The organism is Streptococcus suis (assembly GCF_002960625.1).
Taxonomy (GTDB): Bacteria; Bacillota; Bacilli; order Lactobacillales; family Streptococcaceae; genus Streptococcus; species Streptococcus suis_T.
Genome location: NZ_POJH01000028.1, coordinates 12,217 through 36,927 on the forward strand (window position 1 = coordinate 12,217; position 24,711 = coordinate 36,927).

Consider the following 24,711-nt stretch of genomic DNA (forward strand, 5'->3'; position numbering starts at 1 on the left):
TCGTAAAATATGGTATAATAGAGGCACAATGACTGTTGAAAGAGGCATAAGATGCAAGATAAAAACTTAGTAACGGTAAACCTGACAAATGAGATGAAATCTTCCTTCATCGACTATGCGATGAGTGTTATCGTTTCACGTGCTTTGCCAGATGTGCGTGATGGTCTCAAGCCTGTTCATCGCCGTATTTTGTACGGAATGAATGAGTTGGGGATTACACCAGATAAACCTCATAAGAAATCTGCCCGTATCACAGGGGATGTTATGGGTAAATACCATCCGCACGGGGATAAGGCCATATATGATGCCATGGTTCGTATGGCGCAGTGGTGGAGCTATCGCCATATGCTAGTTGATGGCCATGGAAACTTCGGTTCTATGGATGGTGACGGAGCCGCTGCCCAGCGTTATACAGAGGCTCGTATGAGCAAGATTGCTTTGGAAATGCTCCGTGATATTAACAAGAACACGGTAAATTTTGCGGACAACTATGATGCCAGTGAGCGTGAGCCGGAGGTTCTGCCAGCCCGTTTTCCTAATCTTTTGGTTAATGGTACGACTGGTATTGCCGTTGGTATGGCGACCAACATTCCGCCACATAACTTGGGCGAAACCATCGAAGCTGTGAAGCTGGTGATGGACAATCCAGAGGTAACAACTCGGGAAATCATGGAAGTCCTTCCTGGGCCAGACTTTCCGACTGGTGCCTTGGTCATGGGGAAATCAGGTATCCACCGTGCCTATGAGACAGGTAATGGCTCTATTACCCTTCGTTCTCGTACAGAGATTGAAGAGTATGGAAACGGCCGAGAGCGCATTGTCGTTACTGAGTTTCCATACATGGTTAACAAGTCCAAGGTACAAGAGCATATTGTCAAATTAGTTCAAGAGAAGCGTATAGATGGAATTACAGCTGTTCGGGATGAATCCAACCGTGAGGGTGTGCGATTTGTCATCGAAGTTCGTCGCGATGCTTCTGCCAATGTTATTTTGAATAATCTCTTCAAGCAAACTCAGTTGCAGACTAATTTCAGTTTCAATATGTTGGCCATCCAAAACGGGGTGCCGAAAATTCTTTCTGTCCGTCAGATTTTAGAATCTTATATTGAACACCAGAAGGAAGTAGTCACTCGTCGTACGCAATTCGATAAAGAAAAAGCAGAGGCGCGTGCTCATATCTTGGAAGGCTTGCTGATTGCCCTTGACCACATTGATGAGGTCATTCGAATTATCCGTAACTCTGAAACCGACGCAATTGCCCAGGCTGAGTTGATGGAGAAATTTGACCTTTCTGAACGTCAGAGCCAGGCCATTCTTGATATGCGCCTCCGTCGGTTGACAGGCTTGGAGCGTGATAAGATTCAGTCAGAATATGATGAACTGATTGCTTTGATTGCTGATTTGGCAGATATTTTAGCTAAGCCAGAGCGTGTTGTGATGATTATCAAGGAAGAATTGGATGAAGTTAAACGCAAGTATGCAGACCCACGCCGTACAGAATTGATGGTCGGAGAAGTTCTTTCTCTTGAAGATGAGGACTTGATTGAGGAAACAGATGTCTTGATTACTCTGTCAAACCAAGGTTACATCAAGCGTTTGGCACAAGATGAATTTCAGGCTCAGAAGCGTGGAGGACGTGGGGTTCAAGGAACTGGCGTCAAGGATGATGACTTTGTGCGTGAATTAGTTTCAACTAGTACGCACGACCGCCTTTTGTTCTTTACCAACAAAGGTCGAGTTTATCGCTTGAAAGGGTATGAAATTCCAGAGTATGGCCGTACGGCTAAAGGCTTGCCGGTTGTCAACTTGCTCAAGTTGGAAGAAAATGAGTCCATTCAAACCATTATCAATGTGACCAAGGATCAAGAAGCAGATAGCTATCTTTTCTTCGCAACCCGTCAAGGTGTGGTCAAGCGGACTAGCGTTTCAGAATTTGCCAACATCCGTCAAAGTGGTCTTAAGGCCTTGAACTTGAAAGAAGATGACGAGCTGATTAACGTTTTCTTGACAAATGGCCATGCGGATGTTATAATGGGGACTAAACTTGGCTACTCTGTTCGCTTCACTGAAACAGATGTTCGGAATATGGGACGTACTGCTGCAGGTGTTCGAGGTATCAAGTTACGCGAAGGCGACCATTTGATCGGCGCGACTATGATTACAGATGAACAGGAAGTCCTTGTTTTGACAGATAAAGGATATGGTAAGCGTACTCCTGCGAGTGAATACCCAACAAAAGGTCGTGGTGGTAAGGGGATTAAGACCCTTAAAGTTGCTGAGAAAAATGGTTCTCTGGCAGGTTTGACAACGGTATCTGGTGATGAGGACATTATGGTCATTACCGATACAGGTGTAATTATTCGTACAAGTGTTGCCAATATTTCCCAAACTGGTCGTTCAACCATGGGTGTCAAGGTAATGCGTCTAAACGATGAGGCAAAAATTATGACATTTGCACTGGTAGATGCTGCAGATGCTAAGAATGAAGAAGAGCAGGAGTAGTTGTATGTCAAAACGTACTAAAAATAAAAAAGGAAAAAGTGGGATTTGGCGTAATCTTCTAGCTTTGCTGCTGGTTTTGATTTCCCTGGCTCTCATCTTTAACACCTCTATCCGTAATTTTATAATTGGATGGAATACCAATAAATATCAGATTTCAAAAGTCACTGCTGAGGACATTGAAAAAAACAAAGAGGCAGAAACTACTTTTGATTTTGAACAGGTTCAGGCAATTTCAACGGAAGCCATATTAGCGGCCCAGTGGGAAGCCCAACGGTTGCCTGTAATTGGAGGTATTTCAATCCCAGAACTTGGAATCAATTTACCTATTTTCAAAGGTGTGGGGAACACATCTTTAATGTATGGTGCTGGAACCATGAAGGAAACCCAGGAAATGGGGAAAGGGAATTATGCCTTGGCTAGTCACCATATTTTTGGTGTAGCTGGTGCGGCGGATGTTCTCTTCTCCCCGTTGGACCGTGCTCAGAATGGTATGAAAATCTATATCACTGATAAGACCAATGTCTATACTTATGTGATTGACAGTGTGCAGACAGTTACACCTGAGAGTGTCTATGTCATTGATGATGTAGAAGGACGTACAGAAGTAACATTGGTAACTTGTGAAGACTATGATGCGACTGCACGGATTATCGTAAAAGGTGTGCTAGAATCAACAACGCCTTATACTGAAACCTCACAAGATATACTTGATTCATTTAATAAATCATATAATCAATATGATTATGGTCAGTAAGGTTTAGGACTGAGAATTTTCTCAGTCTTTTTTCATTTTCTTGCTTGTTTACGAATAAAATAAGTGAGGAGGATTTTATGTACCAAATTGATTTTAAGGAAGAGGCACTTTTGCCACGAGAAAGATTGTTAGAAGTTGGGGCAGAAAGATTGAGTAATCAGGAATTATTGGCTATTTTCATCCGAACTGGAACCAAAAATGAGCCTGTTTCTATCTTGTCCAATAATCTACTCAATCGCTTGGAAAGTTTGGCTGCCCTAAGGGAGCTGTCTATTGAAGAATTGCAGAGCTTGACGGGCATCGGTCGTGTTAAAGCAATTGAAATCAAGGCCATGATTGAGCTAGGAAAACGGATTAACCAGTCGGAGCTTTTATTGAATGAACGTATTTTAGGCAGTGAGAAATTGGGCCGAAAGATGATCCAAGAACTTGGAGATAAAAAGCAAGAACATCTAGTTGCCCTCTATCTCAATACGCAAAACCAGATTATCAGCCAAAAAACGATTTTTATTGGTAGTGTTAATCGGAGTATTGCAGAGCCAAGAGAGATCTTGCATTACGCGGTAAAATGCATGGCAACATCCATTATCATTGTTCATAATCATCCATCGGGATCCGTTGAGCCAAGTAGGAACGATTTGTTGTTTACAGAGAATTTAAAAAAGTCCTGCGAAACACTAGGGCTGGTCTTGTTGGATCATTTGATTGTAGGAAATAAGGACTATTATTCCTTTAGGGAAGAAAGTGAGCTATTTTAGAGGATAAAAATAGAGGAGCCGGGAATTCGGTTCCTCTGTTCATTATTCACCCTTGCGCATGAAATAGAGCAGGGTTTGCAACTCGCTGGTCAGGTCAACATACTGAACGACTACATCTTTTGGAACCGATAAATTGATCGGAGAGAAACTGAGAATGCCTTTGACACCAGCTTCGACTAATATATCGGTTACCTCTTGAGCCTTGATACTTGGGACAGTCAGAATTGCTGTTTGGGCATCTGCTTCCAAAATGCGTTCCTTGATTTCGGAAATGGCATGGATGGGAATATTTTCGTCAACCGTTCCAACTGCAGGATTATCATCGGCTTCAAAGGCCATAACAATTTTCATCTTATTGCGCTCATGGAAACGGTAGTGGAGAAGGGCACGGCCCATATTTCCGACACCAACAAGCATGACATTTGTAATCGAATTGTCATTGAGAATTTCCGCAAAGAAATCCATCAATTCTTTTACATTGTAACCAAAGCCACGGCGACCTAGTTCACCGAAGTAGGAGAAGTCACGGCGTACTGTTGCTGAGTCGATACCGATTGCTTCAGCGATTTCCTTAGAACTAGCCTTTTCAATATTTCCAGCATAAAAGCGTTTGAAAATACGGTAATAGAGAGAAAGTCGTTTGGCAGTGGCGCGTGGGATATCTGCTTTTTTATCGTTTTTCACAAGTTGCTCCTTCAATTTGATAGGTAATTATCAATTCCTAGACCTATCATCTATCATTCTAAATCAATTCTTTCTTCTATTCTAGTCCAAGATTGTGAAAAAATCAACAGATTGGATTGAAAAAGACTAAGCATGAAATCTTGCCTAGTCTAGTGTTTGAAAGTAGCGGTAGAGGTCACCAATGGTTCCTTTATAATCTAACTCGTGACCATCTCGTATTAGTTTGGTTACAGGATAGTAATCAGGAAGAGTGAGGCAACCTGAGAAGGCCAGTTTGGCTGCATCCAGATTGTCAAATTCCTGTTTTCTGTCTATTTTGTAAGCATCTTGATAGTGAATAATAATCATGCTTAACCTTCCTTGGTAAATAGGTCACGGTCCACTAAGCTATCCATCAAGAAGTAGAATTTTTCCTGGATGACCTTGTTTCCATTTTCTTTAAAGATATTGACCAAGTGCAAGCCAGATTTGTCTGTGATGTTGATTTTAAAGCCAGTAAGTTCTTTATTGACAATAATCTTTAAAAGAAAACCCTGATTTGAGTTAGGAACTTCTTCCAAGAGGCGCGTGAGTTGGTAGTGCCCTGCTTTTGTTTGTTCAAAAGTGGTATCTCGCAGGGTGTATTTTTTGATGTTAGGGCTAATGTGATAGGTAAATGCGCAATCTTTTAGGCTAACTGATTGTTGAAAGGCCATTTTATCCTCCAATGATTTTTTGTAATTCTGTAAGAAGAATATCTATCTCTTCTAGGGTATTTGTTTCAGATAGGCTGATACGGATGGATTCTTTTAGCCGATGGGAATTTGTTCCGTACATGGCTTCAAGTACATGACTGTTCTGAACAACGCCAGCAGTACAAGCTGACCCACTAGATACAGCAATGCCTGCCAAGTCTAGTCGCATGAGGACTTGCTCATTGAGCTTATTAGGGAAACCGATGTTGATAACATGAGGGAGATGGGGACCTGCTTGGTTGATGTAAAATGAATAGCCATCTAATCCAGCTAGGAGGTGATTTTTCAAGCCTTGGATGTGATGAACATTACTGTCAAGTTGATAGACCTGTTCTTGAAGAGCAAGTGCCATGGCAGCAATGGCTGGAAGGTTCTCTGTGCCTGCTCGGTGTTGATTTTCTTGCTTCCCTCCATGAATAAGGGAATCAAATCCCTGCAAGCGACTGTATAGAAAACCGACTCCTTTTGGTCCGTGGAACTTATGGGCAGAAGCAGCTAGCAAATCAATGCCATAGTCAGCAGGCTTTACATCCATTTTTCCGACGACCTGCACAGCATCTACATGAAATACGGCCTGATGGTTGGCCAATAGTTGACCAATTTCCTTAATAGGAAGGACTTGGCCTGTTTCATTGTTGGCAAACATGGTGCTGACCAAGATAGTATCTGGTCGCAGGGCTTCTTGGATTTGCTGGGCAGTGATGACCTGATTGATGGGTTGAATGTAGGTAACCTCAAATCCGAAGCGGTCTTCGAGGTATTGCATGGTATGAAGAACCGCATGGTGTTCAATAGCAGTTGTAATCAGATGCTTGCCCTTGGCTTGATTGGCAAGGGCATAGCCTTGAATAGCTAGATTATCAGCTTCTGACCCACCAGCAGTAAAAATAATGTGATCAGGATGGACGTCAAGAACTTGAGCAATGTCTTGTCTAGCCTGCCGCAAAATTTGATTGGCTTTTCGACCAGCCTGATGGATACTGGAGGGATTGCCGTAGGTTTCTTGCGCTACTTCCAACATCCGTTGGAGAGCAGTGGGAGATAGGGCAGTGGTAGCTGCATTATCTAAATAAATCAAAGAAGGTACTCCTAGTTTTCTTTTTCAGGATTGGTAAACTTGAAGAGTGGGCTGAGTGGTTGGTGCTCTTGGATACGATGGATGGCATTAGCAATCAAGTCACTAGCTGTTAGGAAGGCGATATTCTTAGGTTCTTGTTCCTTGCTTGCAACTGAGTCGGTCACCAAAATTTCCTTAATTGGAGAAGCGTCTAGCAGTTCAGCCGCACTACCAGCGAACAGACCGTGGCTGGCAACGGCGTAAATTTCAGTGGCGCCACCTTCTTGGACAATTTTAGAAGCTTGAGAGAAGGTACGACCAGTATTTAAAATGTCGTCAACCAAGATAGCTTTCTTACCAGCAACCTCACCAATGATGTAGCCCTCTGCACGCTCTGAATCATCTTGGGCATAGTCGATAATGGCAATAGGTGCGTTCAGGAATTCTGCGATGTTACGCGCACGTTTGATACCAGAGTTTTTTGGACTAACGATTACAACGTCATCACCACAGAGCCCTTTTTCCATGTAGTAAGATGCAAAGAGTGGTTCTGTAAGAAGGTTATCAACCGGAATATCGAAGAAACCTTGAATTTGTGAAGCGTGTAGGTCCAGTGTCAATACACGGTCAACACCTGCTTTGACCAGCATATTTGCAACGAGTTTAGCAGTTATTGGTTCGCGTGGAGATGCCGTGCGGTCCTGACGAGCATAGCCAAAGTAAGGCATCACCGCTGTAATAGTGTTGGCACTTGCACGCTTGCAGGCATCAATCATAATCAGCAATTCCCACAAGTGATTGTTGACTGGGTAGCTGGTTGATTGGATGATGTAGACATCGACACCGCGGACAGATTCTTCAATGTTGATTTGGATTTCACCGTCTGAAAACTGGCGTGAAGATAGTTTTCCAAGTGGAAGACCAGCTGATGCAGCAATTTTTTCAGCAATATCACGATTGCTATTGAGTGAGAAAATTTTAATGTTGTTTTCACCAAGTGGTTGACCCATTTTCAAGTAACTCCTTTAAATGTTAGGCTTTTATAAAAAGCATAAAAGTAAAATTAACAATAGATAATTTTATTCTATCAAAAAAATGAAATTTTTTCAGTATCCAAGTAAAAAAATCAGCCTTATTGGACTGATTTTTGATGGGAAGCAGTTCGTGCAACCTTACTGCTGGCATATTTAAATTGGATGGCCTTCTTCTTGAGAAATTCTTCGAAGAGAATTTTGCCCTCATGGGCATCCGTTACTTCGACTTCAAGCTCGTAGTCTATTTGATTGGCGTATTGATTTTCGTCCAGGGCCATTAGTCCGATAGAGGTTTCTTTTTCATAGCGCTTTGTAGTCAGACTGCCCCAGACAGCTAGTTTGTCAATCGGAACATCTGTTGCGGAGATGATATCGGCAATTTGTCCAGCAGGTAGTTGAAAGTTTTCTAATAGCTGTTGAGCAGTGAGGATGTCCAAAACTTGGTTATACTCTTGGTTGCCAACTTCCTGGGGAATTTTTAGGGTCAGCTCTGCTATTTCTTCAAAAGTCCGAATACGGAGTGAAAAACGGTGCTTTCTCATGTCCAGGTCAGGCGTGTCGATGTAGTGATTGGTTTGAAGAACGGGGCTTATGTCTGAAAAGTCAGAAAGAAGGCGGAGGTACTCGGATTTGGTTAATAAGGTTTTATACTCAATTTCAAGGTGGTTTTTCATGCAGTAAACCCTTTCAATGTGTTATAATAGAATAGTCTTTGTGTTATTCTAATACAATTTAAAAATTTTGACAAGAAAGGGGCAGTATGGACTTTAACTGGGAAGAATTTTTAGACCCCTATATCCAGACAGTAGGTGAGTTGAAGATCAAACTGCGTGGTATTCGCAAGCAGTACCGGAAAGCCAATAGGCACTCTCCTATAGAGTTCGTGACTGGTCGGGTAAAGCCTATTGAATCCATTAAGGAAAAGATGGCCCTACGACAGATTAAGTTAGAAAATCTTGCTCAAGATATGCAGGATATTGCTGGGCTTCGAATTATGGTTCAATTTGTGGACGATATTGAGGAAGTCTTGGCGATTTTACGCAAGCGCAAGGATATGCAGATTGTTCACGAAAGGGATTATATCAACTACCGAAAGGCTTCTGGCTACCGGTCCTATCATGTAGTTATTTCATACCCCGTGGACACTATAAATGGCAATGAAACGGTTCTTGCAGAAATCCAAATCCGTACCCTTTCTATGAACTTCTGGGCGACGATTGAGCATTCCCTCAACTATAAATATAAGGGGAATTTTCCTGAAGAAATCAAGAAGCGCTTGGAAGTGACAGCAAAGATTGCCTATGAATTAGATGAGGAGATGCGAAAAATCCGTAACGACATTCAGGAGGCCCAGGCCTTATTCGATCCTGCACATAGGAAGCTGAATGACGGTGTCGGAAATAGTGATGATACAGATGAAGAATACAGGTAGAAAAAAAATCGCTCTGCTCGCTAGCCGAAATCCAAAGAGTGAGGCAGTTTCCAAAGAACTTTGGACAAAATTGAAAGAAGCAAATTTCATACTGACACCTAAAAATCCTGATATTGTGATTTCAATCGGTGGTGATGGTATGCTCCTGTCGGCCTTTCATAAGTATGAAAAGTTGATTGACCGTGTGCGTTTTGTCGGTATTCATACAGGCCATCTAGGATTTTATACGGATTACCGTGACTTTGAAGTAGATAAACTGATTGAAAATCTTAAATTAGATACAGGTGCAAGGGTGTCCTATCCCATTTTGAATGTAAAGGTCAAACTACTGGATGGTCGGGTTGTGGAGGCGCGTGCTCTGAATGAGGCGACTATCAAGCGTTTATCCAAAACCATGGTGGCGGATGTCATTATCAACAATGTACCGTTTGAACGCTTTAGGGGAGATGGCATCTCAGTATCTACTCCAACAGGTTCGACGGCCTACAATAAGTCCTTAGGTGGTGCTGTTTTACATCCGACTATTGAGGCATTGCAGATTGCAGAAGTAGCCAGTCTAAATAACCGTGTTTATCGGACCTTGGGTTCTTCTATTGTGGTTCCCAAAAAAGACAAGATAGTCATTGAGCCCAAACATAGTGACCGCTATTCTATTGCCGTTGATAACAAGACCTATGTTTATGATAATATCGAAAAGATAGAGTACCAGATTGACCAGCATAAAATTCATTTTCTTGCTACGCCAAGTCACACCAGTTTTTGGAATCGGGTCAAAGATGCTTTTATCGGAGAGGTGGAGTAATGCGGTTTGAATTTATAGCTGACCAGCATACCAAGATTAAAACCTTTCTGAAGAAACACGGTGTTTCCAAGGGCTTATTGGCAAAAATCAAGTACACAGGTGGCAATATTTGGGTCAATGATATGGAACGCAATGCAACTTACTTGCTTGATATTGGAGATAGGGTTACAATTGATATACCAGCTGAGGAGGATTTGACTGGAAGTTTGAAACCGATTTCTTTTCCGCTGGATATTATCTATGAAGATGACCACTTTCTTGCTATCAATAAGCCAGTTGGATATGCTTCGATACCCTCAGCACTCCATTCTTCTACCATTGCCAATTTTGTCAAGGGCTATCTGGTCGATCAGGCTTATGAAAACAAACAGGTTCACATTGTCACGCGCCTGGATAGGGATACTTCGGGGGTCATGCTCTTTGCCAAGCATGGCTATGCCCATGCTCGACTGGACAAGCAGTTGCAGGCCAAGCTTATTCACAAACGCTATTATGCCCTAGTTAAGGGGGATGGCGTTTTGGAAGCTGAGGGGGATATCATTGCTCCAATTGGTCGTCCAGAGGATAGTATTATCACACGCTGTGTGACCAAGACGGGTAAATATGCCCATACTTCCTATCGACTTGTTCAATCATGGGGAGATATTCATTTGGTCGATATTCAACTCCATACTGGTCGAACCCACCAAATTCGTGTTCATTTTTCACATATTGGTTTTCCTTTATTGGGAGATGATATGTATGGTGGCAGTTTAGAATGTGGTATTCAACGTCAGGCCTTGCATTGTCACAACTTGGCCTTTGACAATCCTTTCTCAGCCAAAAGGATTGACTTGGAAGCAGTTCTTCCCGACGATTTTCAGGCTGTTATCAAAATGTTAACTAATAAATAAAATTTTAAGGAGAATTTAGATGGAAATTCGGAATTTATTTGGTGAAATGAAGCAAAAAATCGTAGGTAAAAGACTACGTATCGTTTTCCCAGAAGGTACAGATGAGCGCGTCGTGCGTGCAGCAGCTCGTTTGAAATTTGAAGGTTTGGTAGAGCCAATTATCCTCGGTGTGCCGGAAGCTGTCCATACTTTGTTGACAGACTTTGGCTTCTCAAACCCTGGTATTACAGTTATTGACCCTAATAACTACGGAAACTTTGATGCCATGAAACATGAATTTGTTACTCTTCGTAAAGGCAAGGTTGATGAAGCGCAAGCTGATGAAATTTTGCGTGATGTCAACTACTTTGGTGTTATGTTGGTGCAAATGGGATTAGCAGAAGGTATGGTTTCTGGTGCAATCCACTCAACAGCAGATACTGTACGTCCTGCCCTTCAAATTATTAAAACTAAGCCAGGTGTTAAGCGTACTTCGGGTGTCTTCTTGATGGTTAAAGACCAGCACAAGTTTGTCTTTGGTGACTGTGCAATCAACATTGAACCAGATGCAGAAACCTTGGCAGAGATTGCAATCCAATCAGCAGAAACTGCTAAAACATTTGGTATCGATCCGAAAGTAGCAATGATTTCATATTCTACAAAAGGTTCCGGTTCAGGTCCACGTGTTGATAAGGTAGTGGAAGCAACTCGCTTGGCTCAAGAACTTCGTCCAGACCTCTTGATTGACGGTGAACTGCAGATGGATGCTGCCTTGGTTCCTGATACAGCTCGTTTGAAAGCGCCTGGAAGTCCAGTAGCAGGTCAAGCCAATGTCTTTGTCTTCCCAGCTATTGAAGCAGGCAACATTACTTACAAAGTAGTTGAGCGTCTTGGTGGTTACGAAGCGGTAGGTCCGGTCTTGCAAGGTTTGAATAAGCCTGTGAACGATCTTTCACGTGGATGCAGTTCAGAAGATGTTTACAAGCTTGGTATCATCACAGCTGCACAAGCAATTGCTGCTGAATAAACGGATGAAAAGATTTTTTAGATATTTTAAACCCTATCAGAAGGAAGCGATCCTAGGTCCCATTTTTAAACTATTAGAAGCTAGTTTTGAGCTCCTAGTCCCTTTAATTATCGCTTTCATTGTTGATACAATCATTCCAAATGGCAATCAGGGGGACCTGGTTGCCATGCTTTTATTATTGGTTGGTCTAGCTTGTGTCGGTATTCTCGTTTCACTTACTGCCCAGTATTTCTCAGCTAAGGCGGCGGTTGGAGTGACAAAAGCTTTGACCAATGACTTGTACCAGAAGGTTCTTTCGCTTCCAAAATCTAGTCGGGATATTCTTTCGTCTTCAAGTCTATTGACCAGACTGACCAGTGATACCTTGCAAATTCAGACAGGAATCAATACATTTTTACGCTTATTTTTACGGGCGCCGATTGTTGTATTTGGTTCGCTGATGATGGCCTTCTACATTAGTCCTAGTTTGTCTGTCTATTTTCTAGGAATGATTATCCTCTTACTTATCATAGTGACAGGAATTTCCATTATTACTAGCCGCATGTATCAATCCATCCGCAAGGATGTAGATAGTTTGGTAGGGCAGGTAGGAGAAACGGTTATGGGTTGGAGGGTTATTCGTGCATTCGGACAAAAAGCGCGTGAAATCAAGACTTTCCAGGGCATCAACCGGACATACAAGAAACACCAGTTGCAGGCTGGTTTTTGGTCTAGCCTCCTATCTCCCCTGACTTTTCTTGTTGTTAATACCACCTTGCTCATTCTCATCTGGCAGGGAAATGGTGCAGTTTCACAAAACTTACTTGAACAAGGGATGTTGGTTGCCCTCATCAACTATCTTTTGCAAATTCTGGTTGAGCTGGTTAAGATGATTATGGTTGTTTCTACCCTTAATCAGACCTATATTTCAGCCCAGCGTATCCAAGAGGTTTTTGAACAAGAATCTGAGGATGTGGAAGCTGATTTGCCTGTGATTAATAGTAGGGACCAGGAATTGGTTTTCTCAGTTCATGATCTTACATTTGCTTACCCAAAATCAGCTGAAGAATCCTTGGTTAACATAAACTTCCAACTGCGCAAGGGGCAGTTTATGGGGATTATCGGCGGTACAGGTTCAGGTAAATCTACCCTAGTAGATTTACTACAGGCTCTCTATGCCATGCCGACCAAGCAACTTTCTCTTTATATTGATGGGAAAAGTCCTCGGAATTTGAAAACTTGGCGGCAACAAATAGCGATAGTTCCTCAAGAGGCACAACTCTTCGCCGGAACTGTTCGTTCCAATCTCTCATTGGGATTAGACACTGTGGCGGATAGCGACTTGTGGTCTGCATTGGAAATTGCACAGGCTAAATCTTTCGTTGAGGAAAAAGGTGGTCTGGATAGTTCTGTAGAAGCCTTTGGGAAGAATTTTTCTGGCGGACAAAGACAACGCTTGACCATTGCGCGTGCTATTTTACAGAAGGCTCCAATATTGATTTTGGACGATGCAACATCCGCTCTGGATTATTTGACGGAAAGCCGCTTATTGGCAGCAATTCGTCAAGAATTTCCGGAACAGACCTTGATTATGGTGTCACAAAGAACCAATAGTTTGCGTAGGGCAGATCAGATTTTAGTTTTGGATCAAGGTCACCAAGTTGGACTTGGTCGCCATGAAGATTTGCTAAGAAGCTCTGCTATTTACCAAGAAATCGACCAATCTCAACATAGGGAGGAGGACAGCCATGAAACAATCTAGTTTTAAGCAACTGATTCGATTGGTTTTAAAGCAGCCTCTTAGAATAAGTTTCATGCTGGTGGGAACCTTGGCACAGGTCTTGTTAACAGTCTATCTACCAATATTGATTGGTCAAGCTGTTGATGCGGTGTTACTAGTAGATAGGCAGATTTTGCTTGTCTTACTGGGGAAAATGGTCCTTGTTATCGTGCTCAATACCTTGGTGCAATGTTATCTCCCCCTTGAAACCAATCGTTTGGTCTATGGTATGGTAGCTGATTTGCGTGAGCAGGTCTATATTAAGTTGCATCAGCTGCCTTTATCATATTTAGACCGACAGTCTGTTGGTGACTTGGTCGCTCGTTTTGCCAGTGATAGTGAGCAGTTAACCAATGGCTTGCTAATGATTTTTAACCAATTATTCATTGGTATCTTAACCATATTACTAACCATTTTTACAATGGCTAGGCTAGATATGACCATGATGTTGGTCGTCGTAGCCTTGACCCCGCTTTCGCTGATTATAGCACGCTATATCGCCAAGAAGTCCTACGGTTATTATAGAAAGCAAACTCAGGCGCGTGGTCAACAGTCCCAGTTGCTTGAGGAATCCATTAGCCAATTGACCTTGGTTCAGTCTTTCAATGCTCAGGAGCAATTTACAGAGCATTTTCAAGCAGTAAATGACCAGTATGCGACCTATTCTCAAAAAGCGATTTTCGCCTCTTCAACGGTCAATCCAAGTACCCGCTTTGTCAATGCTCTCATCTATGCCTTGCTAGCTGGTCTGGGCGCCATGAGGATTATGGCTGGTCATTTTACCGTTGGCTCGCTGACAACTTTTCTCAATTATGCTAGTCAATACAGCAAGCCCTTTAATGATATTTCTTCGGTCCTTTCGGAATTGCAGAGCGCTCTAGCTTGTGCAGACAGGTTGTTTGTTATCTTGGGTCAAGCTAGTATTGACGATCAGGCAGAGCGGAAAATCGATTCAGAGGAGTTAAAGGGAGCTATTTCCTTTGAAAATGTTTCTTTTTCTTATAGAGATGACCAATCTTTGATAGAAGACCTGAATATTGATGTCAAATCCGGCCAGAAAATTGCTATTGTTGGACCAACAGGAGCAGGTAAATCAACCATGATTAACCTACTTATGCGCTTCTATGATGTGACGGCTGGTCAGATTGTTTTGGACGGTGTTCCGATTAGCCAGTATAGCCGAGAGGACCTTCGCAGACAGATTGGCATGGTTTTACAGGAGACTTGGATAAAATCTGGGACCATTCATGACAATATTGCCTATGGCTATCCCAATGCCACAAGGGAATTGGTCATTGAAGCAGCCAAAGCAGCCAATGCAGACTTCTTTATTCGACAGTTGCCAGAAGGGTACGATACGGTATTGACAGACGGAGGTGCATCCTTATCACAAGGGCAACGTCAACTCTTGTCCATAGCGCGTGTCTTTGTCAAAATTCCTAAAATCCTGATATTAGATGAAGCTACCTCATCCATTGATACACGGACGGAACTCTTGGTACAAGAAGCCTTTGCCAAGTTGATGGAGGGGCGAACCAGCTTTATCATTGCCCACCGATTGTCAACCATTCAATCAGCTGACTTGATTTTAGTTATGGTGGATGGAAAAATTGTTGAGCAAGGCAATCATGATGATTTAATGGCTAAAAAAGGTATCTATTACCAAATGCAAACAAGCCAGCAATTGGAGGAGGATTAGATGTTAGATAAACTGAAATTAAACTCTATTACAGTATTGGACGACTATTCGGTCGAGATGCTTGATAATCAACGAGTTATGTTAACAACTACAGTGTCAGAGAGTTCTTTAAATCCATATGGAATGGCACATGGAGGCTATCTCTTTACGCTTGCCGATTCTGTTGCAGGATTAACGATTGTGGCCCAAGGTTCATATGCAGTAACTCTGCAATCCAATATCCATTATATGAAAGCGGCTAAACCTGGTGATGACCTATCTGTCATTGGAGCTTGTAGCCATGATGGTAACAGAACAAAGGTCGTTGAGGTAAAGATAGAAAATCAAGATGGTAAATTAATCGCCTCAGCAAGTTTTACCATGTTTGTGACTGGAAAGATAGAAAAATAAATAGTTGGAGTTAGCAAAAGCTAGCTCCTTTTCTTTGTGTTATACTAGATTTATGTTAGATTTGAAAGAATATGGAATTGATATGTGGCCTGAAGAAAAGGTTCAAGCTTTTCGTAAGGCACTTTTGGACTGGTATGATGCCAATAAAAGAGATTTACCGTGGAGAAGAACCAGGGATCCTTATGCAATCTGGGTGTCCGAAATCATGCTCCAACAGACACGGGTGGATACTGTTATTCCTTACTACGAACGTTTTCTCCATCACTTGCCTACGATTAGAGATTTAGCACAAGCACCCGAAGAGGTCATTCTCAAACTCTGGGAAGGACTGGGCTATTATTCACGTGTTCGAAATATGCAAAAGGCAGCCCAGCAAATGGTGGAAGATTTTAATGGACAATTTCCTACCACTCATGCAGCAATTTCCAGCCTAAAAGGCATAGGTCCCTATACAGCGGGGGCGATTTCAAGCATTGCTTTTGATTTGCCAGAGCCAGCAGTAGACGGCAATGTCATGCGGGTTCTTAGTCGATTATTTGAAGTGGATTATGACATCGGCTTGCCAACCAATCGCAAGATTTTTCAAGCTATGATGGAAATCTTGATAGACCCTGACAGACCAGGAGATTTCAACCAAGCTTTGATGGATTTGGGGTCGGATATTGAATCACCAGTCAATCCTCGTCCTCAAGATAGCCCTGTCAAAGACTTTAGTGCTGCCTATCTAAATGGCACCATGAATAAGTACCCTATCAAAGCACCGAAGAAAAAGCCCGTTCCTGTAGCCTATCAAGGCTTTATTATCCGCAATAAAGATAATCAATTTTTATTGGAAAAAAATAATGAGGCTGGGCTCTTATCAGGTTTTTGGTCCTTTCCGCTTTTAGAAAAAGGGGCTGTCGTAGCCAAACAAGTTTCACTCTTTGAAGTCGCAGAAGAAGTTGTGCAATCCGATATGCAGCAGAGCTTTACGGAACTTTACGGCATGACTGTTGACTGGCAGAAGCAAGAATTTGATACCGTTCAGCATATTTTCAGTCACCGCAAATGGCAGATAGAATTGATTGAAGGACTTGCAGAAACAACCAAACTTCCAGAAAATAGGGAATTAAAATGGGTTTCCGTAGAAGACTTTCCTACCTATCCCTTTGCCAAACCCCAACAAAAAATGTGGGAATCCTATGTAAAAGCGAAATAGAATTAAAAAATAGACTTTCGAGCACATAATTGTTTGATAGCGTTTTCTAAAAGTGTTATACTATTCTTAGAAGAAGTCAGATAATGAAGTTGAGATGCTGAACGCCATCTACCCTGCTTGAAAGGAGTATCCTAGCGTTCACCTGATGGTGCTAACTACTAGCCACTTCCTCCAAAGGATGGTGGCTAATAGGGGAAAAGTCCGTTATCCCTACTTTGATGCCTAAGGCATCTGTTGGCAAAATGCATAGCATTCACTCACACTTAGCCTTGCTACCCAGTTCAATCAAAAGTAGGCTAATCCTTATTCGTGTTGTAATACTGTATGGTCAAGGTAGGTCCTTGGCTAGCAACCAAGAAAATCAGAAAACCTCTAGTGATTTTCATCATAATAAGCAATCTCCACACTTAGACAACAAAATAAGAGGACAATCAAAGACATAAGGGTAGCAGAATAATTATTTAATCATTAACTAATTGTCGTGTAACTTTGGTAATGGACTTTTCCGATTTTAAAGACAAAAAGGAGGCTAAGGGGCCTCCTTTTCTGTATGGTCATGCTATGGATTGTTGCTATTAGGATGGACTATAGACATCTACCACTCGACCAATAGGGCGAATATGGTCTTCTTCGCTAAGGTAAATATCCTCATAGTCTGGATTGAGGGACTGCAGGTAGGTCCCCTTGTATTTCTTAACAAAATTTTCCCCGTTGACTGAGAAAATTCCAATGCTATTTAGAGGGATATCAGGTGTCAGACGAATGAAGAGGTAGTCTCCATCCTGAATACTAGGTGCCATGGAATCACCGACAACCTGAGCGATAGTATCGTATTGCTGACTATCAGGGATATCCTCACTATAAAAGGACACTAGGTTGTCGAAATCACTATCCTGCCAGTAACCAGTACCAGCCGACACCTTTCCTGGAACAGCTAAGTCAATTTGTTCACGGTAGTCATCTAAACGAAGTATGCTTGCTGATTGAGGAGTAGATACGGTCTGCATGATTGTCATTTGTTCTTGTCCAAAGGCAATCCATCTGTCATGAAATTCCCCTTCAAGTGTTTGATCTAAGAACTGTGCCTGCTCGGAAATGGCTTGATTAAATTGTCCAAATTGAGCAGGTGTAAGCGTTAGGGCGATGGCTTGGTTGTCATCAAGTTTCTGAATTAAATCTGTAACAGCTATGTTCATACCTTTGGCAACTTTCTCCAATGTTTCCATGGTGGGCAGGAGAGCTTTTTTTGTTTTGGGGTGCTGATTTTTTTCCAGCATCGAAATATAGCCCTTTGTTAAGCCAGATAGTTCTGCAAACCTATCCATAGAGAGCTTATTTTGGCTTCTGAATTCTTTTAAAATATCACCTAGAATCATGCTAGTACCTCGCTTTGTTTAACATATTATACCATAAGCATATTTTTTTGACAAGTTCTGTTTAACGTGTTTGACAAAAATAAAAAATGGTGTTATGATGGTATCACATTAAAGTTGGAGAGTGAAGAAAATGAAACAAGAACATGAGATTACTTGGGCAGATATTTACAGAGAGTGGGAAGTCTATGCAGAACATTTCCATTTGCATCCTGTGATGAGCAAAGAGAGTAAATTTCAAGTAGCCAGTACTGAAATGAGTAGAGGTAGCCAGCTAACATTTCAGTTATTAAAACATTATCAAGATGATGAAGTAAAGTATGCGGCGGTATGGCTAGCGTCATTTTGTCGTGATTTAATGCAGGATTATGCCTATTTGTTAAATAGCAAAGCCTATATGATGGTTAGTCAAGTATATTTTCAGTCGGTCAAACAGTTTGATGTCGGTGTTCAAGCTTGGGCAAAACCGCTCACAAGATTGCAGCCAAAATCGTTTATCTCCCATCGTCTGTTTGAAAGTATAGACTTAACCAATCTTGCTTGTCTTGTAGAATTAGCTATGATACAAGCTAGTTTAGTTCAAGCCCAAATGCTAGAAAGAATGTAGAAAGGTAGATATGAACATGTTTATTTGGAATAAGAAAACGACAAATCTTTTATCAGTTGTAGAATATTGGGCAGATCGCTTGCTTGCCTTGGGGATTTTAAAGGATACTGAAGTATTAAATCCTTCTTGTTGGCGTTGCCACACCAGTTATGGAGTAAAAAATGTTCCGATTCTTTCAGGGCAATGGTTTCATGCAGAAAGTTTGTCCAATCAGCTATTGCTGTGCCAGGCCTGTGAAGTAGAGAAGCCAAAGACTAAGCAAGCTGATGTTGTTTGGAAGTGGTTAAAAGATGAAAGTAGTGAATATTACTGGACCATTGAGGCCATGAAAGAATACGAGAAGCAGTTTCACACAAGTGTCCTTCAAGAACTTTGGAATATGGGGATTAGGGATGGAGAAGAGGTAGAGATCCTAGTTCAAAAAGTGATGAAAGATATTCCTAAGAAGTCACCATCATTCAATCGTGCCAGCCTTGCCCAAGCATTCCGAGTGGAAATTGAAAAAATGCGTAAAGAAGCTTTTACAAACTGGACAGGAGTATTCCAAGTGGCTAGTTGAATGGACTAACATTCAAGCTGACAGGAACACTAAATAAGTCTAGGCCTTCCCGATAGAATTGTATTTTGTTTATAATATCACATACTATTTGCAAAAACCATTTATATATAGTATAATAATATAAAAGAACTCATAAGTAATCAATAACATAATACGTCATATAAATCTAAAAGGAGGTTGTCTATGGCAACATTTTACGTCCCAGCGGTCAACTTGATTGGTCGCGGTTGTGTCAATGAAATCGGTGGTTACGTTAAGGATTTGGGTTATAAGAAGGCTCTGCTTGTGACGGATGAATTTATCCGCACTAGCGATATTCTTCCTAAGGTAACCAAGCCTCTGGATGAAGCAGGAGTAAACTATGTGGTATTCAGTCAGGTTGATCCAAACCCGACCTGTAAAAATGTTTATGATGGACTAGCTACTCTTCAAGAAAATGACTGTGATTTCATCATCTCAGTTGGTGGCGGTTCTCCTCAAGATGCGGCAAGCTGTATTTCTATCATGGCAACCAATGGCGGTAAGCCACAGGACTATGAAGGTCTTCATAAGTCTGAAAAACTTGGCTTGCCTGTTGTGGCCATCAATACAACAGCAGGTACTTCAGCAGAAATTACTATCAACTATGTTATTACCGATGAAGATCGTAAGGTAAAAATGGTTATGGTAGACAAAAATAGCTTGGCTGTCATGTCAGTCAATGACCCTGAACTGATGCTCTCTAAACCAGCGGATCTGACAGCAGCGACAGGTATGGATGCTCTAACTCATGCTATTGAAGCTTTGGTAACACCGGGTGCTTATGGCGTGACTAAGAAACTTTCTATGGGTGCGATTGAGCTTATTAAAGAGTACTTACCTCGTGCAGTTGAGAATGGACAGGATATCGAAGCTCGGGAAGCTATGGTTCATGCTATTTTCCTTGGAGGTATGAGTTTCAATAATGCTGGCTTAGGCTATGTTCATTCAATGGCTCACCAGTTGGGTGCTGTCTATGATCTGCCACACGGTGTGTGCTGTGCTATGATTTTGCCAATCATCGAACGTGAGAATGCCAAACGTGTGCCTGCAGCCTTCCGTGATGTTGCTAAAGCACTGGGACTTGATATTGCAGGTAAATCTGATGAGGAATGTGCAGACTACGCCATTGCACAAATTGAAGAATTGTCTGCTAAAGTTGGTATTCCTAAGAAATTGACAGAGTTGGACATCAAGGAAGAAGAGTTTGACTTTGAATACCTATCTAAGAATGCCTTGATTGATGCCTGCGCACCGGGTAACCCATTCATGCCAACATTGGAAGAAACCATCGCTTTTTATAAAGAATTGTTTTAACCAATAGATTTTAGAATTTAAATACCTACAATTAAGTATGTAAACGAAGATTGTAGGTATTTTTATTTTTGTTCCCCTAATAAGCAACTATTCATATTCATTTATCAATGAATATGACAAACTGTCTTAATTTTGCTATAATAGGACAAAACAAGCCGTTTGACGGCTTTTTTCAATGAAGTAATACAAAGGAGGTTTTACATGGCAATTATTCAATGGTTTCCGGGCCACATGTCCAAGGCTCGTCGACAGGTACAGGAGAATATCAAGCACGTTGATTTCGTGACTATTTTGGTCGATGCCCGTCTGCCCCTATCCAGCCAAAACCCCATGTTGACCAAAATTGTTGGTGATAAGCCCAAGCTTATGATTTTAAATAAGGTTGATTTGGCAGACCCTGTTCGTACCAAAGAATGGCAGAGCTACTTTGAAGGTCAAGGAATTCGCACCCTTGCCATCAACTCAAAGGAACAAGCGACGGTGAAAAAGGTGACCGACGCAGCCAAGAGCCTGATGAAAGACAAGATTGAACGCCTACGCGAGAGAGGTATTCAAAAAGAAACCTTGCGGACCATGATTATCGGTATTCCAAATGCAGGCAAATCCACCCTCATGAACCGTCTGGCTGGGAAGAAGATTGCCGTTGTCGGTAACAAACCAGGTGTAACCAAAGGCCAACAGTGGCTCAAGTCCAATAAGGACCTTGAAATCCTTGATACGCCAGGAATTCTTTGGCCAAAGTTTGAGGACCAAGAAGTCGGGCTCAAATTGGCTCTGACAGGAGCTATCAAGGATCAGCTCTTGCCTATGGATGAAGTGACTATTTTTGGTTTGGACTACTTCAAAGCCAACTACCCAGAACGCCTACAAGAGCGGTTCAAAGGCATGGATTTGGAGCAGGAAACGCCTGAACTCATCATGGACTGGACCAAGAAATTAGGCTTCCGAGATGATTATGACCGTTTTTACAATCTCTTTGTCAAGGACGTTCGGGACGGGCGTTTGGGCACCTATACATTGGACAAGGTGAGTGACTTAGATGGCAACGATTAAGGAAGTGACTGCTCTGCTGGCTCAGGTAGACAGTCTGGACAGTCAAGTCTGGGACCAAATATCTCAGGATGAGCGAGCAGGGGTTCAGGCTGCTATTAAGAAACGCCGTAAGGAGCTGGAAAAAGAAGCAGCAGAAGACACTCGCTTAGAAGCTATGCTATCTTACGAAAAAGCCCTTTATGAAAATGGGGTGGAGTTCATCGCTGGTATCGACGAAGTCGGCCGGGGGCCTCTAGCAGGTCCTGTGGTGGCAGCGGCGGTGATCTTGCCCAAGGGTTGCAAAATCCGCTACCTCAACGACTCCAAGAAAATCCCTAAGTCCAAGCACGAGGCCATTTACCAAGAGGTCATGGAGCGGGCGGTGGCAGTCGGTGTGGGAATAAAAGATGCAACAGTCATCGACCAAGTCAATATCTACGAGGCGACCAAGTTAGCCATGTTGGAGGCTTTGGGGAAATTAAGCCAGAAACCTGACCACCTGCTCATCGATGCCATGAACTTGGATACGCCTATTTCGCAAACTTCCATCATCAAGGGAGATGCCAATAGCCTATCTATCGCAGCGGCTTCAATCGTTGCCAAAGTGACGCGGGACAAGATGATGGCGGACTATGACAAGGAGTTTTCTGGCTATGGTTTTGCTAAAAACGCAGGTTATGGAACAGCGGAACATCTGGAAGGCTTGAACAAGCTAGGTATCACGCCCATTCACCGTAAGACCTTTGAGCCGATTAAATCTATGCTAGCAGGAGGGAAATCGTCATGACGGTCTTTTTCTGGCTTTTACTAGCTTCCATCGGATTATTTGCTCTTCTTTATTTCCGGGAGCGACGGTCGATTTTTATCTCCCTATTTGCCTTGAACATCCTTGTCTGGGCTTTGGCCTGGGTCGTGTCAACAGGCATTTTAGAAAATAACGAAATCTTGCGGTTGTTGGCAATCGCTCTGGCAATGGTATTGGCTCTAGCCTTCTTGAGTGGTCCATTTGTCTTGCTGATTACCCTCTATCTGAACGGTTTTCGGATTTTGAAGCGAGAAGGTGTCCGTTTTCATAACTTTTTATCGTTAGGATTAGCTATCGGCTTAACTTTCTATCTCTTTATCGCGCCGTCTGTAGCAAGCACCCTTTCTGCTATCAGCTTTTTCAACATGGTGTTTGTCTATGTTGGATTTTTAGTGTCCTATGCCATTATCATCAGTATGCTTTATACGACATCTAGCTTTGTCAATTTGGTCAATTTTTTCCCTGGAAAACTTGATTATGTGGTGGTTCTTGGAGCTGGTTTGATTGGTGACAAGGTGACGCCACTTTTGGCTTCGAGGATTGACAAAGGCATAGCGGTCTACCAGAAACATCCTGGCAGCAAGCTCATCATGTCAGGCGGACAAGGTCCTGATGAAATCATAGCAGAAGGACAGGCAATGGCAAATTATGCTATGGAACAGGGTATCCCTGCGGGAGATATCATTATTGAAAACCAATCGACCAATACAGAAGAAAATTTGAAATACTCCTATGCCTTGATGAAATCAGGCAGTCGATTTGCCCTTGTAACCAATTACTATCACGTTTTCAGAGCTCTGCTATTGGCCCGACAATTGAAAATCAAATGTATCGGCTATGGCGCCAAAACCAAATTTTACTTTAGCCTTAATGCCTTCATTCGTGAATTTGTGGGTTATGTGGTCATGAGTCGAAAGGCGCATTTGGTATTTTTGGGCATCGTGTCAGTTCTTTACTTGCTTGGTATGATAGTTAGTTTAATGTAGTAAAAACAGCCTCTAGAACAATCTAGAAGCTGTTTTCTTATAGCATAAAATAGACAATGGCCATATATTGTAGTGCGGAAGCCAGTAGAATAAAGAGATGCCAAATCATGTGGAAGTAGGGCTTTTTCTTGGCGTAGAAGAGGGCTCCAATAGTATAAGATAATCCACCAGCCAGCATGAGAATGCCGAATACCATTCCAGTCTTTTGCAGAATGGCTGGCAAGATAAAGACCACCAACCAGCCCATAAAGAGATAGAGAAAGAGGCTAAATTTTTCATTGATTTTTTTGGCAAATATTTTGTATAGAATACCAAAAATAGTCAATCCCCACTGCAAACCAACAATCAGATAGCCCAGCCAGCCACCGACCAAGGAAAGGGCAACAGGTGTGTAGCTCCCAGCGATGGCAATGTAAATCATGCTATGGTCGATAATCCTCAGGATGTACTTGTGAGTAGAAGCATAAGGCATGGAGTGGTAGATAGAAGAGGATAGGAACATGAGGAAAAGGCTGATGACAAAAATGGACATGCCGACCACCGCTGTCACATTATAATCTTGAAAAGAATGAATAGCAGTAATAGGTAGTAAAACCAGCATGAGTAGGGCCCCAACTGCATGTGTCACACTATTTGCGACTTCTTCACCAAAGGAAAGTTTTAGACTTAATTTCACACTAGGATTCATGAAATTTCCTTTCTAATTCAACAGTGAGTTGACGGGTTTTGTAATATAGTTTAACAGACTGGCAGGCATAACGAATGATTTCAGGCGTTTCGTCGCTCTCCTCATTTCGCATGCAGTCAACAAAATGATTGTATAAGGTTTCTGAGTTGCTTGACTGGAGAAGAAGATGTAAGGTCTGACTGATTTCTTGAATGGAAAAGACATTTTTTAAGATGGTCAAGGCAATCAAGCGGGCCACTTGTTGTTTTTGGTATTTTTTCTTAACAGGTTTTTCGAGCTGCTTGTGCTTGACATAGTTGTTTATCATGGCAGCCGTTAATACTCTTCGAAAATCAACATTATCCGTTGTCAACTTGCCTTGATGAACCCCAGTTCTATCATCGGCTTCGTTTTCTAGGCTACTATTGATTTTCATTGAGTATAAACTATTCTGTTCAAGGCTTTCCTGAGAATTGACTACTTGATTAACATAGAGCAGAACTTGGTCTAAATAGAGGTCCAAATCAGGTAATTTATGCCAGTAGGGGAGGGAATGTTTCATATATTATCAACTTTCTCATATCTAGTAATAATAACTAGATTGTACGATATACAATATTTAAAGTCAAGAAAAAACCTTCTGGA

26 protein-coding genes are annotated in these 24,711 nt (G+C 42.0%); 17 read left to right on the top strand and 9 right to left on the bottom strand.

Going from position 1 to position 24,711, the window contains the following annotated elements; translation table 11 throughout:
• Positions 1 to 51 precede the first annotated feature (51 nt).
• The 3 genes from gyrA (at position 52) to radC (ending at position 4,014) form a co-directional block, all read left to right on the top strand.
• The gene (gene gyrA / locus C1G49_RS04970; protein WP_105124847.1) at positions 52 to 2,502 is read left to right on the top strand and encodes a DNA gyrase subunit A; all 2,451 of its coding nucleotides are present in this window, start codon (positions 52 to 54) and stop codon (positions 2,500 to 2,502) included.
• Positions 2,503 to 2,506: 4 nt separating this feature from the next.
• Entirely contained in the window at positions 2,507 to 3,256 is a 750-nt protein-coding gene (locus tag C1G49_RS04975) for a class A sortase (RefSeq protein ID WP_105124848.1), read from the top strand.
• Between the two features lie 77 nt (positions 3,257 to 3,333).
• Positions 3,334 to 4,014: a RadC family protein gene (gene radC, locus C1G49_RS04980; RefSeq protein WP_105117928.1), complete on the top strand. Its 681-nt coding sequence runs from the start codon at positions 3,334 to 3,336 to the stop codon at positions 4,012 to 4,014.
• 42 nt (positions 4,015 to 4,056) lie between these two features.
• Here the strand turns inward: radC and C1G49_RS04985 are convergent, their stop codons facing one another.
• The 6 genes from C1G49_RS04985 to C1G49_RS05010 form a co-directional block, all read right to left on the bottom strand.
• Complete coding sequence (locus C1G49_RS04985) at positions 4,057 to 4,698, bottom strand: redox-sensing transcriptional repressor Rex (protein ID WP_105124849.1); 642 nt, start codon at positions 4,696 to 4,698, stop codon at positions 4,057 to 4,059.
• Between the two features lie 144 nt (positions 4,699 to 4,842).
• Positions 4,843 to 5,046, bottom strand: coding sequence for a DUF4649 family protein (locus C1G49_RS04990; protein ID WP_105124850.1), 204 nt, complete (start codon positions 5,044 to 5,046; stop codon positions 4,843 to 4,845).
• 2 nt (positions 5,047 to 5,048) lie between these two features.
• The gene (locus tag C1G49_RS04995; RefSeq protein ID WP_105124851.1) at positions 5,049 to 5,393 is read right to left on the bottom strand and encodes a DUF1831 domain-containing protein; all 345 of its coding nucleotides are present in this window, start codon (positions 5,391 to 5,393) and stop codon (positions 5,049 to 5,051) included.
• Position 5,394: 1 nt separating this feature from the next.
• A complete protein-coding gene (locus C1G49_RS05000) occupies positions 5,395 to 6,510 on the bottom strand; it encodes a cysteine desulfurase family protein (RefSeq protein ID WP_105124852.1) in 1,116 nt (371 codons plus the stop codon).
• An 11-nt stretch (positions 6,511 to 6,521) separates the two neighbouring features.
• Positions 6,522 to 7,499, bottom strand: coding sequence for a ribose-phosphate diphosphokinase (locus tag C1G49_RS05005; protein ID WP_105117085.1), 978 nt, complete (start codon positions 7,497 to 7,499; stop codon positions 6,522 to 6,524).
• A 122-nt stretch (positions 7,500 to 7,621) separates the two neighbouring features.
• On the bottom strand, positions 7,622 to 8,197 hold the full coding sequence (locus C1G49_RS05010) for a CYTH domain-containing protein (RefSeq protein ID WP_105124853.1): 576 nt from the start codon (positions 8,195 to 8,197) through the stop codon (positions 7,622 to 7,624).
• 86 nt (positions 8,198 to 8,283) lie between these two features.
• On the opposite strand from C1G49_RS05010, the gene C1G49_RS05015 reads away from it, so the two are divergent.
• The 8 genes from C1G49_RS05015 to mutY are packed head-to-tail and all read left to right on the top strand — an operon-like array spanning position 8,284 to position 16,702.
• The gene (locus C1G49_RS05015) at positions 8,284 to 8,955 is read left to right on the top strand and encodes a GTP pyrophosphokinase (protein WP_105114800.1); all 672 of its coding nucleotides are present in this window, start codon (positions 8,284 to 8,286) and stop codon (positions 8,953 to 8,955) included.
• Positions 8,939 to 9,757, top strand: coding sequence for an NAD kinase (locus C1G49_RS05020; protein ID WP_105124854.1), 819 nt, complete (start codon positions 8,939 to 8,941; stop codon positions 9,755 to 9,757). Before C1G49_RS05015 ends, C1G49_RS05020 begins: the two co-directional genes overlap by 17 nt.
• On the top strand, positions 9,757 to 10,650 hold the full coding sequence (locus C1G49_RS05025) for an RluA family pseudouridine synthase (protein ID WP_105124855.1): 894 nt from the start codon (positions 9,757 to 9,759) through the stop codon (positions 10,648 to 10,650). The genes C1G49_RS05020 and C1G49_RS05025 overlap by 1 nt, the downstream gene beginning before the upstream one ends.
• A gap of 19 nt (positions 10,651 to 10,669) precedes the next feature.
• Positions 10,670 to 11,656 carry a phosphate acetyltransferase gene (gene pta, locus C1G49_RS05030; RefSeq protein WP_105124856.1) on the top strand — a complete coding sequence of 329 codons (987 nt, stop codon included), beginning with the start codon at positions 10,670 to 10,672 and terminating at the stop codon, positions 11,654 to 11,656.
• Between the two features lie 4 nt (positions 11,657 to 11,660).
• Complete coding sequence (locus tag C1G49_RS05035) at positions 11,661 to 13,397, top strand: ABC transporter ATP-binding protein (protein ID WP_105124857.1); 1,737 nt, start codon at positions 11,661 to 11,663, stop codon at positions 13,395 to 13,397.
• The gene (locus C1G49_RS05040; protein WP_105124858.1) at positions 13,384 to 15,114 is read left to right on the top strand and encodes an ABC transporter ATP-binding protein; all 1,731 of its coding nucleotides are present in this window, start codon (positions 13,384 to 13,386) and stop codon (positions 15,112 to 15,114) included. The genes C1G49_RS05035 and C1G49_RS05040 overlap by 14 nt, the downstream gene beginning before the upstream one ends.
• Complete coding sequence (locus C1G49_RS05045) at positions 15,115 to 15,504, top strand: PaaI family thioesterase (protein WP_105124859.1); 390 nt, start codon at positions 15,115 to 15,117, stop codon at positions 15,502 to 15,504.
• A 52-nt stretch (positions 15,505 to 15,556) separates the two neighbouring features.
• Positions 15,557 to 16,702 carry an A/G-specific adenine glycosylase gene (gene mutY / locus C1G49_RS05050; RefSeq protein ID WP_161942086.1) on the top strand — a complete coding sequence of 382 codons (1,146 nt, stop codon included), beginning with the start codon at positions 15,557 to 15,559 and terminating at the stop codon, positions 16,700 to 16,702.
• A gap of 575 nt (positions 16,703 to 17,277) precedes the next feature.
• On the opposite strand, the gene C1G49_RS05055 is transcribed toward mutY, so the two are convergent.
• Positions 17,278 to 18,078, bottom strand: coding sequence for a helix-turn-helix domain-containing protein (locus C1G49_RS05055; protein ID WP_105124861.1), 801 nt, complete (start codon positions 18,076 to 18,078; stop codon positions 17,278 to 17,280).
• Between the two features lie 130 nt (positions 18,079 to 18,208).
• On the opposite strand from C1G49_RS05055, the gene C1G49_RS05060 reads away from it, so the two are divergent.
• The 6 genes from C1G49_RS05060 (at position 18,209) to C1G49_RS05085 (ending at position 23,399) form a co-directional block, all read left to right on the top strand.
• Entirely contained in the window at positions 18,209 to 18,682 is a 474-nt protein-coding gene (locus C1G49_RS05060; protein ID WP_105124862.1) for a hypothetical protein, read from the top strand.
• 10 nt (positions 18,683 to 18,692) lie between these two features.
• Positions 18,693 to 19,241 (top strand): hypothetical protein, encoded by a 549-nt coding sequence (locus C1G49_RS05065; RefSeq protein WP_238595848.1) that lies wholly within the window; start codon positions 18,693 to 18,695, stop codon positions 19,239 to 19,241.
• Positions 19,242 to 19,424: 183 nt separating this feature from the next.
• On the top strand, positions 19,425 to 20,576 hold the full coding sequence (locus tag C1G49_RS05070; RefSeq protein WP_105124864.1) for an iron-containing alcohol dehydrogenase: 1,152 nt from the start codon (positions 19,425 to 19,427) through the stop codon (positions 20,574 to 20,576).
• A 201-nt stretch (positions 20,577 to 20,777) separates the two neighbouring features.
• Positions 20,778 to 21,629 carry a ribosome biogenesis GTPase YlqF gene (gene ylqF, locus C1G49_RS05075; protein WP_024404263.1) on the top strand — a complete coding sequence of 284 codons (852 nt, stop codon included), beginning with the start codon at positions 20,778 to 20,780 and terminating at the stop codon, positions 21,627 to 21,629.
• On the top strand, positions 21,616 to 22,395 hold the full coding sequence (locus C1G49_RS05080; RefSeq protein ID WP_105124865.1) for a ribonuclease HII: 780 nt from the start codon (positions 21,616 to 21,618) through the stop codon (positions 22,393 to 22,395). Before ylqF ends, C1G49_RS05080 begins: the two co-directional genes overlap by 14 nt.
• On the top strand, positions 22,392 to 23,399 hold the full coding sequence (locus C1G49_RS05085; RefSeq protein WP_105124866.1) for a YdcF family protein: 1,008 nt from the start codon (positions 22,392 to 22,394) through the stop codon (positions 23,397 to 23,399). The genes C1G49_RS05080 and C1G49_RS05085 overlap by 4 nt, the downstream gene beginning before the upstream one ends.
• Before the next feature lie 37 nt (positions 23,400 to 23,436).
• Here C1G49_RS05085 and trhA read toward each other — a convergent pair whose 3' ends face one another.
• On the bottom strand, positions 23,437 to 24,087 hold the full coding sequence (gene trhA / locus C1G49_RS05090) for a PAQR family membrane homeostasis protein TrhA (protein WP_105124867.1): 651 nt from the start codon (positions 24,085 to 24,087) through the stop codon (positions 23,437 to 23,439).
• Positions 24,077 to 24,628 (bottom strand): DUF1836 domain-containing protein, encoded by a 552-nt coding sequence (locus tag C1G49_RS05095; protein ID WP_105124868.1) that lies wholly within the window; start codon positions 24,626 to 24,628, stop codon positions 24,077 to 24,079. Before C1G49_RS05095 ends, trhA begins: the two co-directional genes overlap by 11 nt.
• Between the last annotated feature and the right edge of the window lie 83 nt (positions 24,629 to 24,711).

Excerpts from the sequence above, each read along its gene's own strand:
- C1G49_RS05035 (WP_105124857.1), top strand. The coding sequence starts at position 11,661 with ATGAAAAGATTTTTTAGATATTTTAAACCCTATCAGAAGGAAGCGATC.
- C1G49_RS04975 (WP_105124848.1), top strand. The coding sequence starts at position 2,507 with ATGTCAAAACGTACTAAAAATAAAAAAGGAAAAAGTGGGATTTGGCGT.
- C1G49_RS05015 (WP_105114800.1), top strand. The coding sequence starts at position 8,284 with ATGGACTTTAACTGGGAAGAATTTTTAGACCCCTATATCCAGACAGTA.
- C1G49_RS05080 (WP_105124865.1), top strand. The coding sequence starts at position 21,616 with ATGGCAACGATTAAGGAAGTGACTGCTCTGCTGGCTCAGGTAGACAGT.
- C1G49_RS05025 (WP_105124855.1), top strand. The coding sequence starts at position 9,757 with ATGCGGTTTGAATTTATAGCTGACCAGCATACCAAGATTAAAACCTTT.
- ylqF (WP_024404263.1), top strand. The coding sequence starts at position 20,778 with ATGGCAATTATTCAATGGTTTCCGGGCCACATGTCCAAGGCTCGTCGA.
- gyrA (WP_105124847.1), top strand. The coding sequence starts at position 52 with ATGCAAGATAAAAACTTAGTAACGGTAAACCTGACAAATGAGATGAAA.
- C1G49_RS05040 (WP_105124858.1), top strand. The coding sequence starts at position 13,384 with ATGAAACAATCTAGTTTTAAGCAACTGATTCGATTGGTTTTAAAGCAG.
- C1G49_RS05085 (WP_105124866.1), top strand. The coding sequence starts at position 22,392 with ATGACGGTCTTTTTCTGGCTTTTACTAGCTTCCATCGGATTATTTGCT.
- C1G49_RS05005 (WP_105117085.1), bottom strand. The coding sequence starts at position 7,499 with ATGGGTCAACCACTTGGTGAAAACAACATTAAAATTTTCTCACTCAAT.
- C1G49_RS05070 (WP_105124864.1), top strand. The coding sequence starts at position 19,425 with ATGGCAACATTTTACGTCCCAGCGGTCAACTTGATTGGTCGCGGTTGT.
- trhA (WP_105124867.1), bottom strand. The coding sequence starts at position 24,087 with ATGAATCCTAGTGTGAAATTAAGTCTAAAACTTTCCTTTGGTGAAGAA.
- pta (WP_105124856.1), top strand. The coding sequence starts at position 10,670 with ATGGAAATTCGGAATTTATTTGGTGAAATGAAGCAAAAAATCGTAGGT.
- C1G49_RS04990 (WP_105124850.1), bottom strand. The coding sequence starts at position 5,046 with ATGATTATTATTCACTATCAAGATGCTTACAAAATAGACAGAAAACAG.
- C1G49_RS05010 (WP_105124853.1), bottom strand. The coding sequence starts at position 8,197 with ATGAAAAACCACCTTGAAATTGAGTATAAAACCTTATTAACCAAATCC.
- radC (WP_105117928.1), top strand. The coding sequence starts at position 3,334 with ATGTACCAAATTGATTTTAAGGAAGAGGCACTTTTGCCACGAGAAAGA.
- C1G49_RS05020 (WP_105124854.1), top strand. The coding sequence starts at position 8,939 with ATGAAGAATACAGGTAGAAAAAAAATCGCTCTGCTCGCTAGCCGAAAT.
- C1G49_RS05065 (WP_238595848.1), top strand. The coding sequence starts at position 18,693 with ATGAACATGTTTATTTGGAATAAGAAAACGACAAATCTTTTATCAGTT.
- C1G49_RS05060 (WP_105124862.1), top strand. The coding sequence starts at position 18,209 with ATGAAACAAGAACATGAGATTACTTGGGCAGATATTTACAGAGAGTGG.
- C1G49_RS05055 (WP_105124861.1), bottom strand. The coding sequence starts at position 18,078 with ATGATTCTAGGTGATATTTTAAAAGAATTCAGAAGCCAAAATAAGCTC.
- C1G49_RS04995 (WP_105124851.1), bottom strand. The coding sequence starts at position 5,393 with ATGGCCTTTCAACAATCAGTTAGCCTAAAAGATTGCGCATTTACCTAT.
- C1G49_RS05045 (WP_105124859.1), top strand. The coding sequence starts at position 15,115 with ATGTTAGATAAACTGAAATTAAACTCTATTACAGTATTGGACGACTAT.
- mutY (WP_161942086.1), top strand. The coding sequence starts at position 15,557 with ATGTTAGATTTGAAAGAATATGGAATTGATATGTGGCCTGAAGAAAAG.
- C1G49_RS05095 (WP_105124868.1), bottom strand. The coding sequence starts at position 24,628 with ATGAAACATTCCCTCCCCTACTGGCATAAATTACCTGATTTGGACCTC.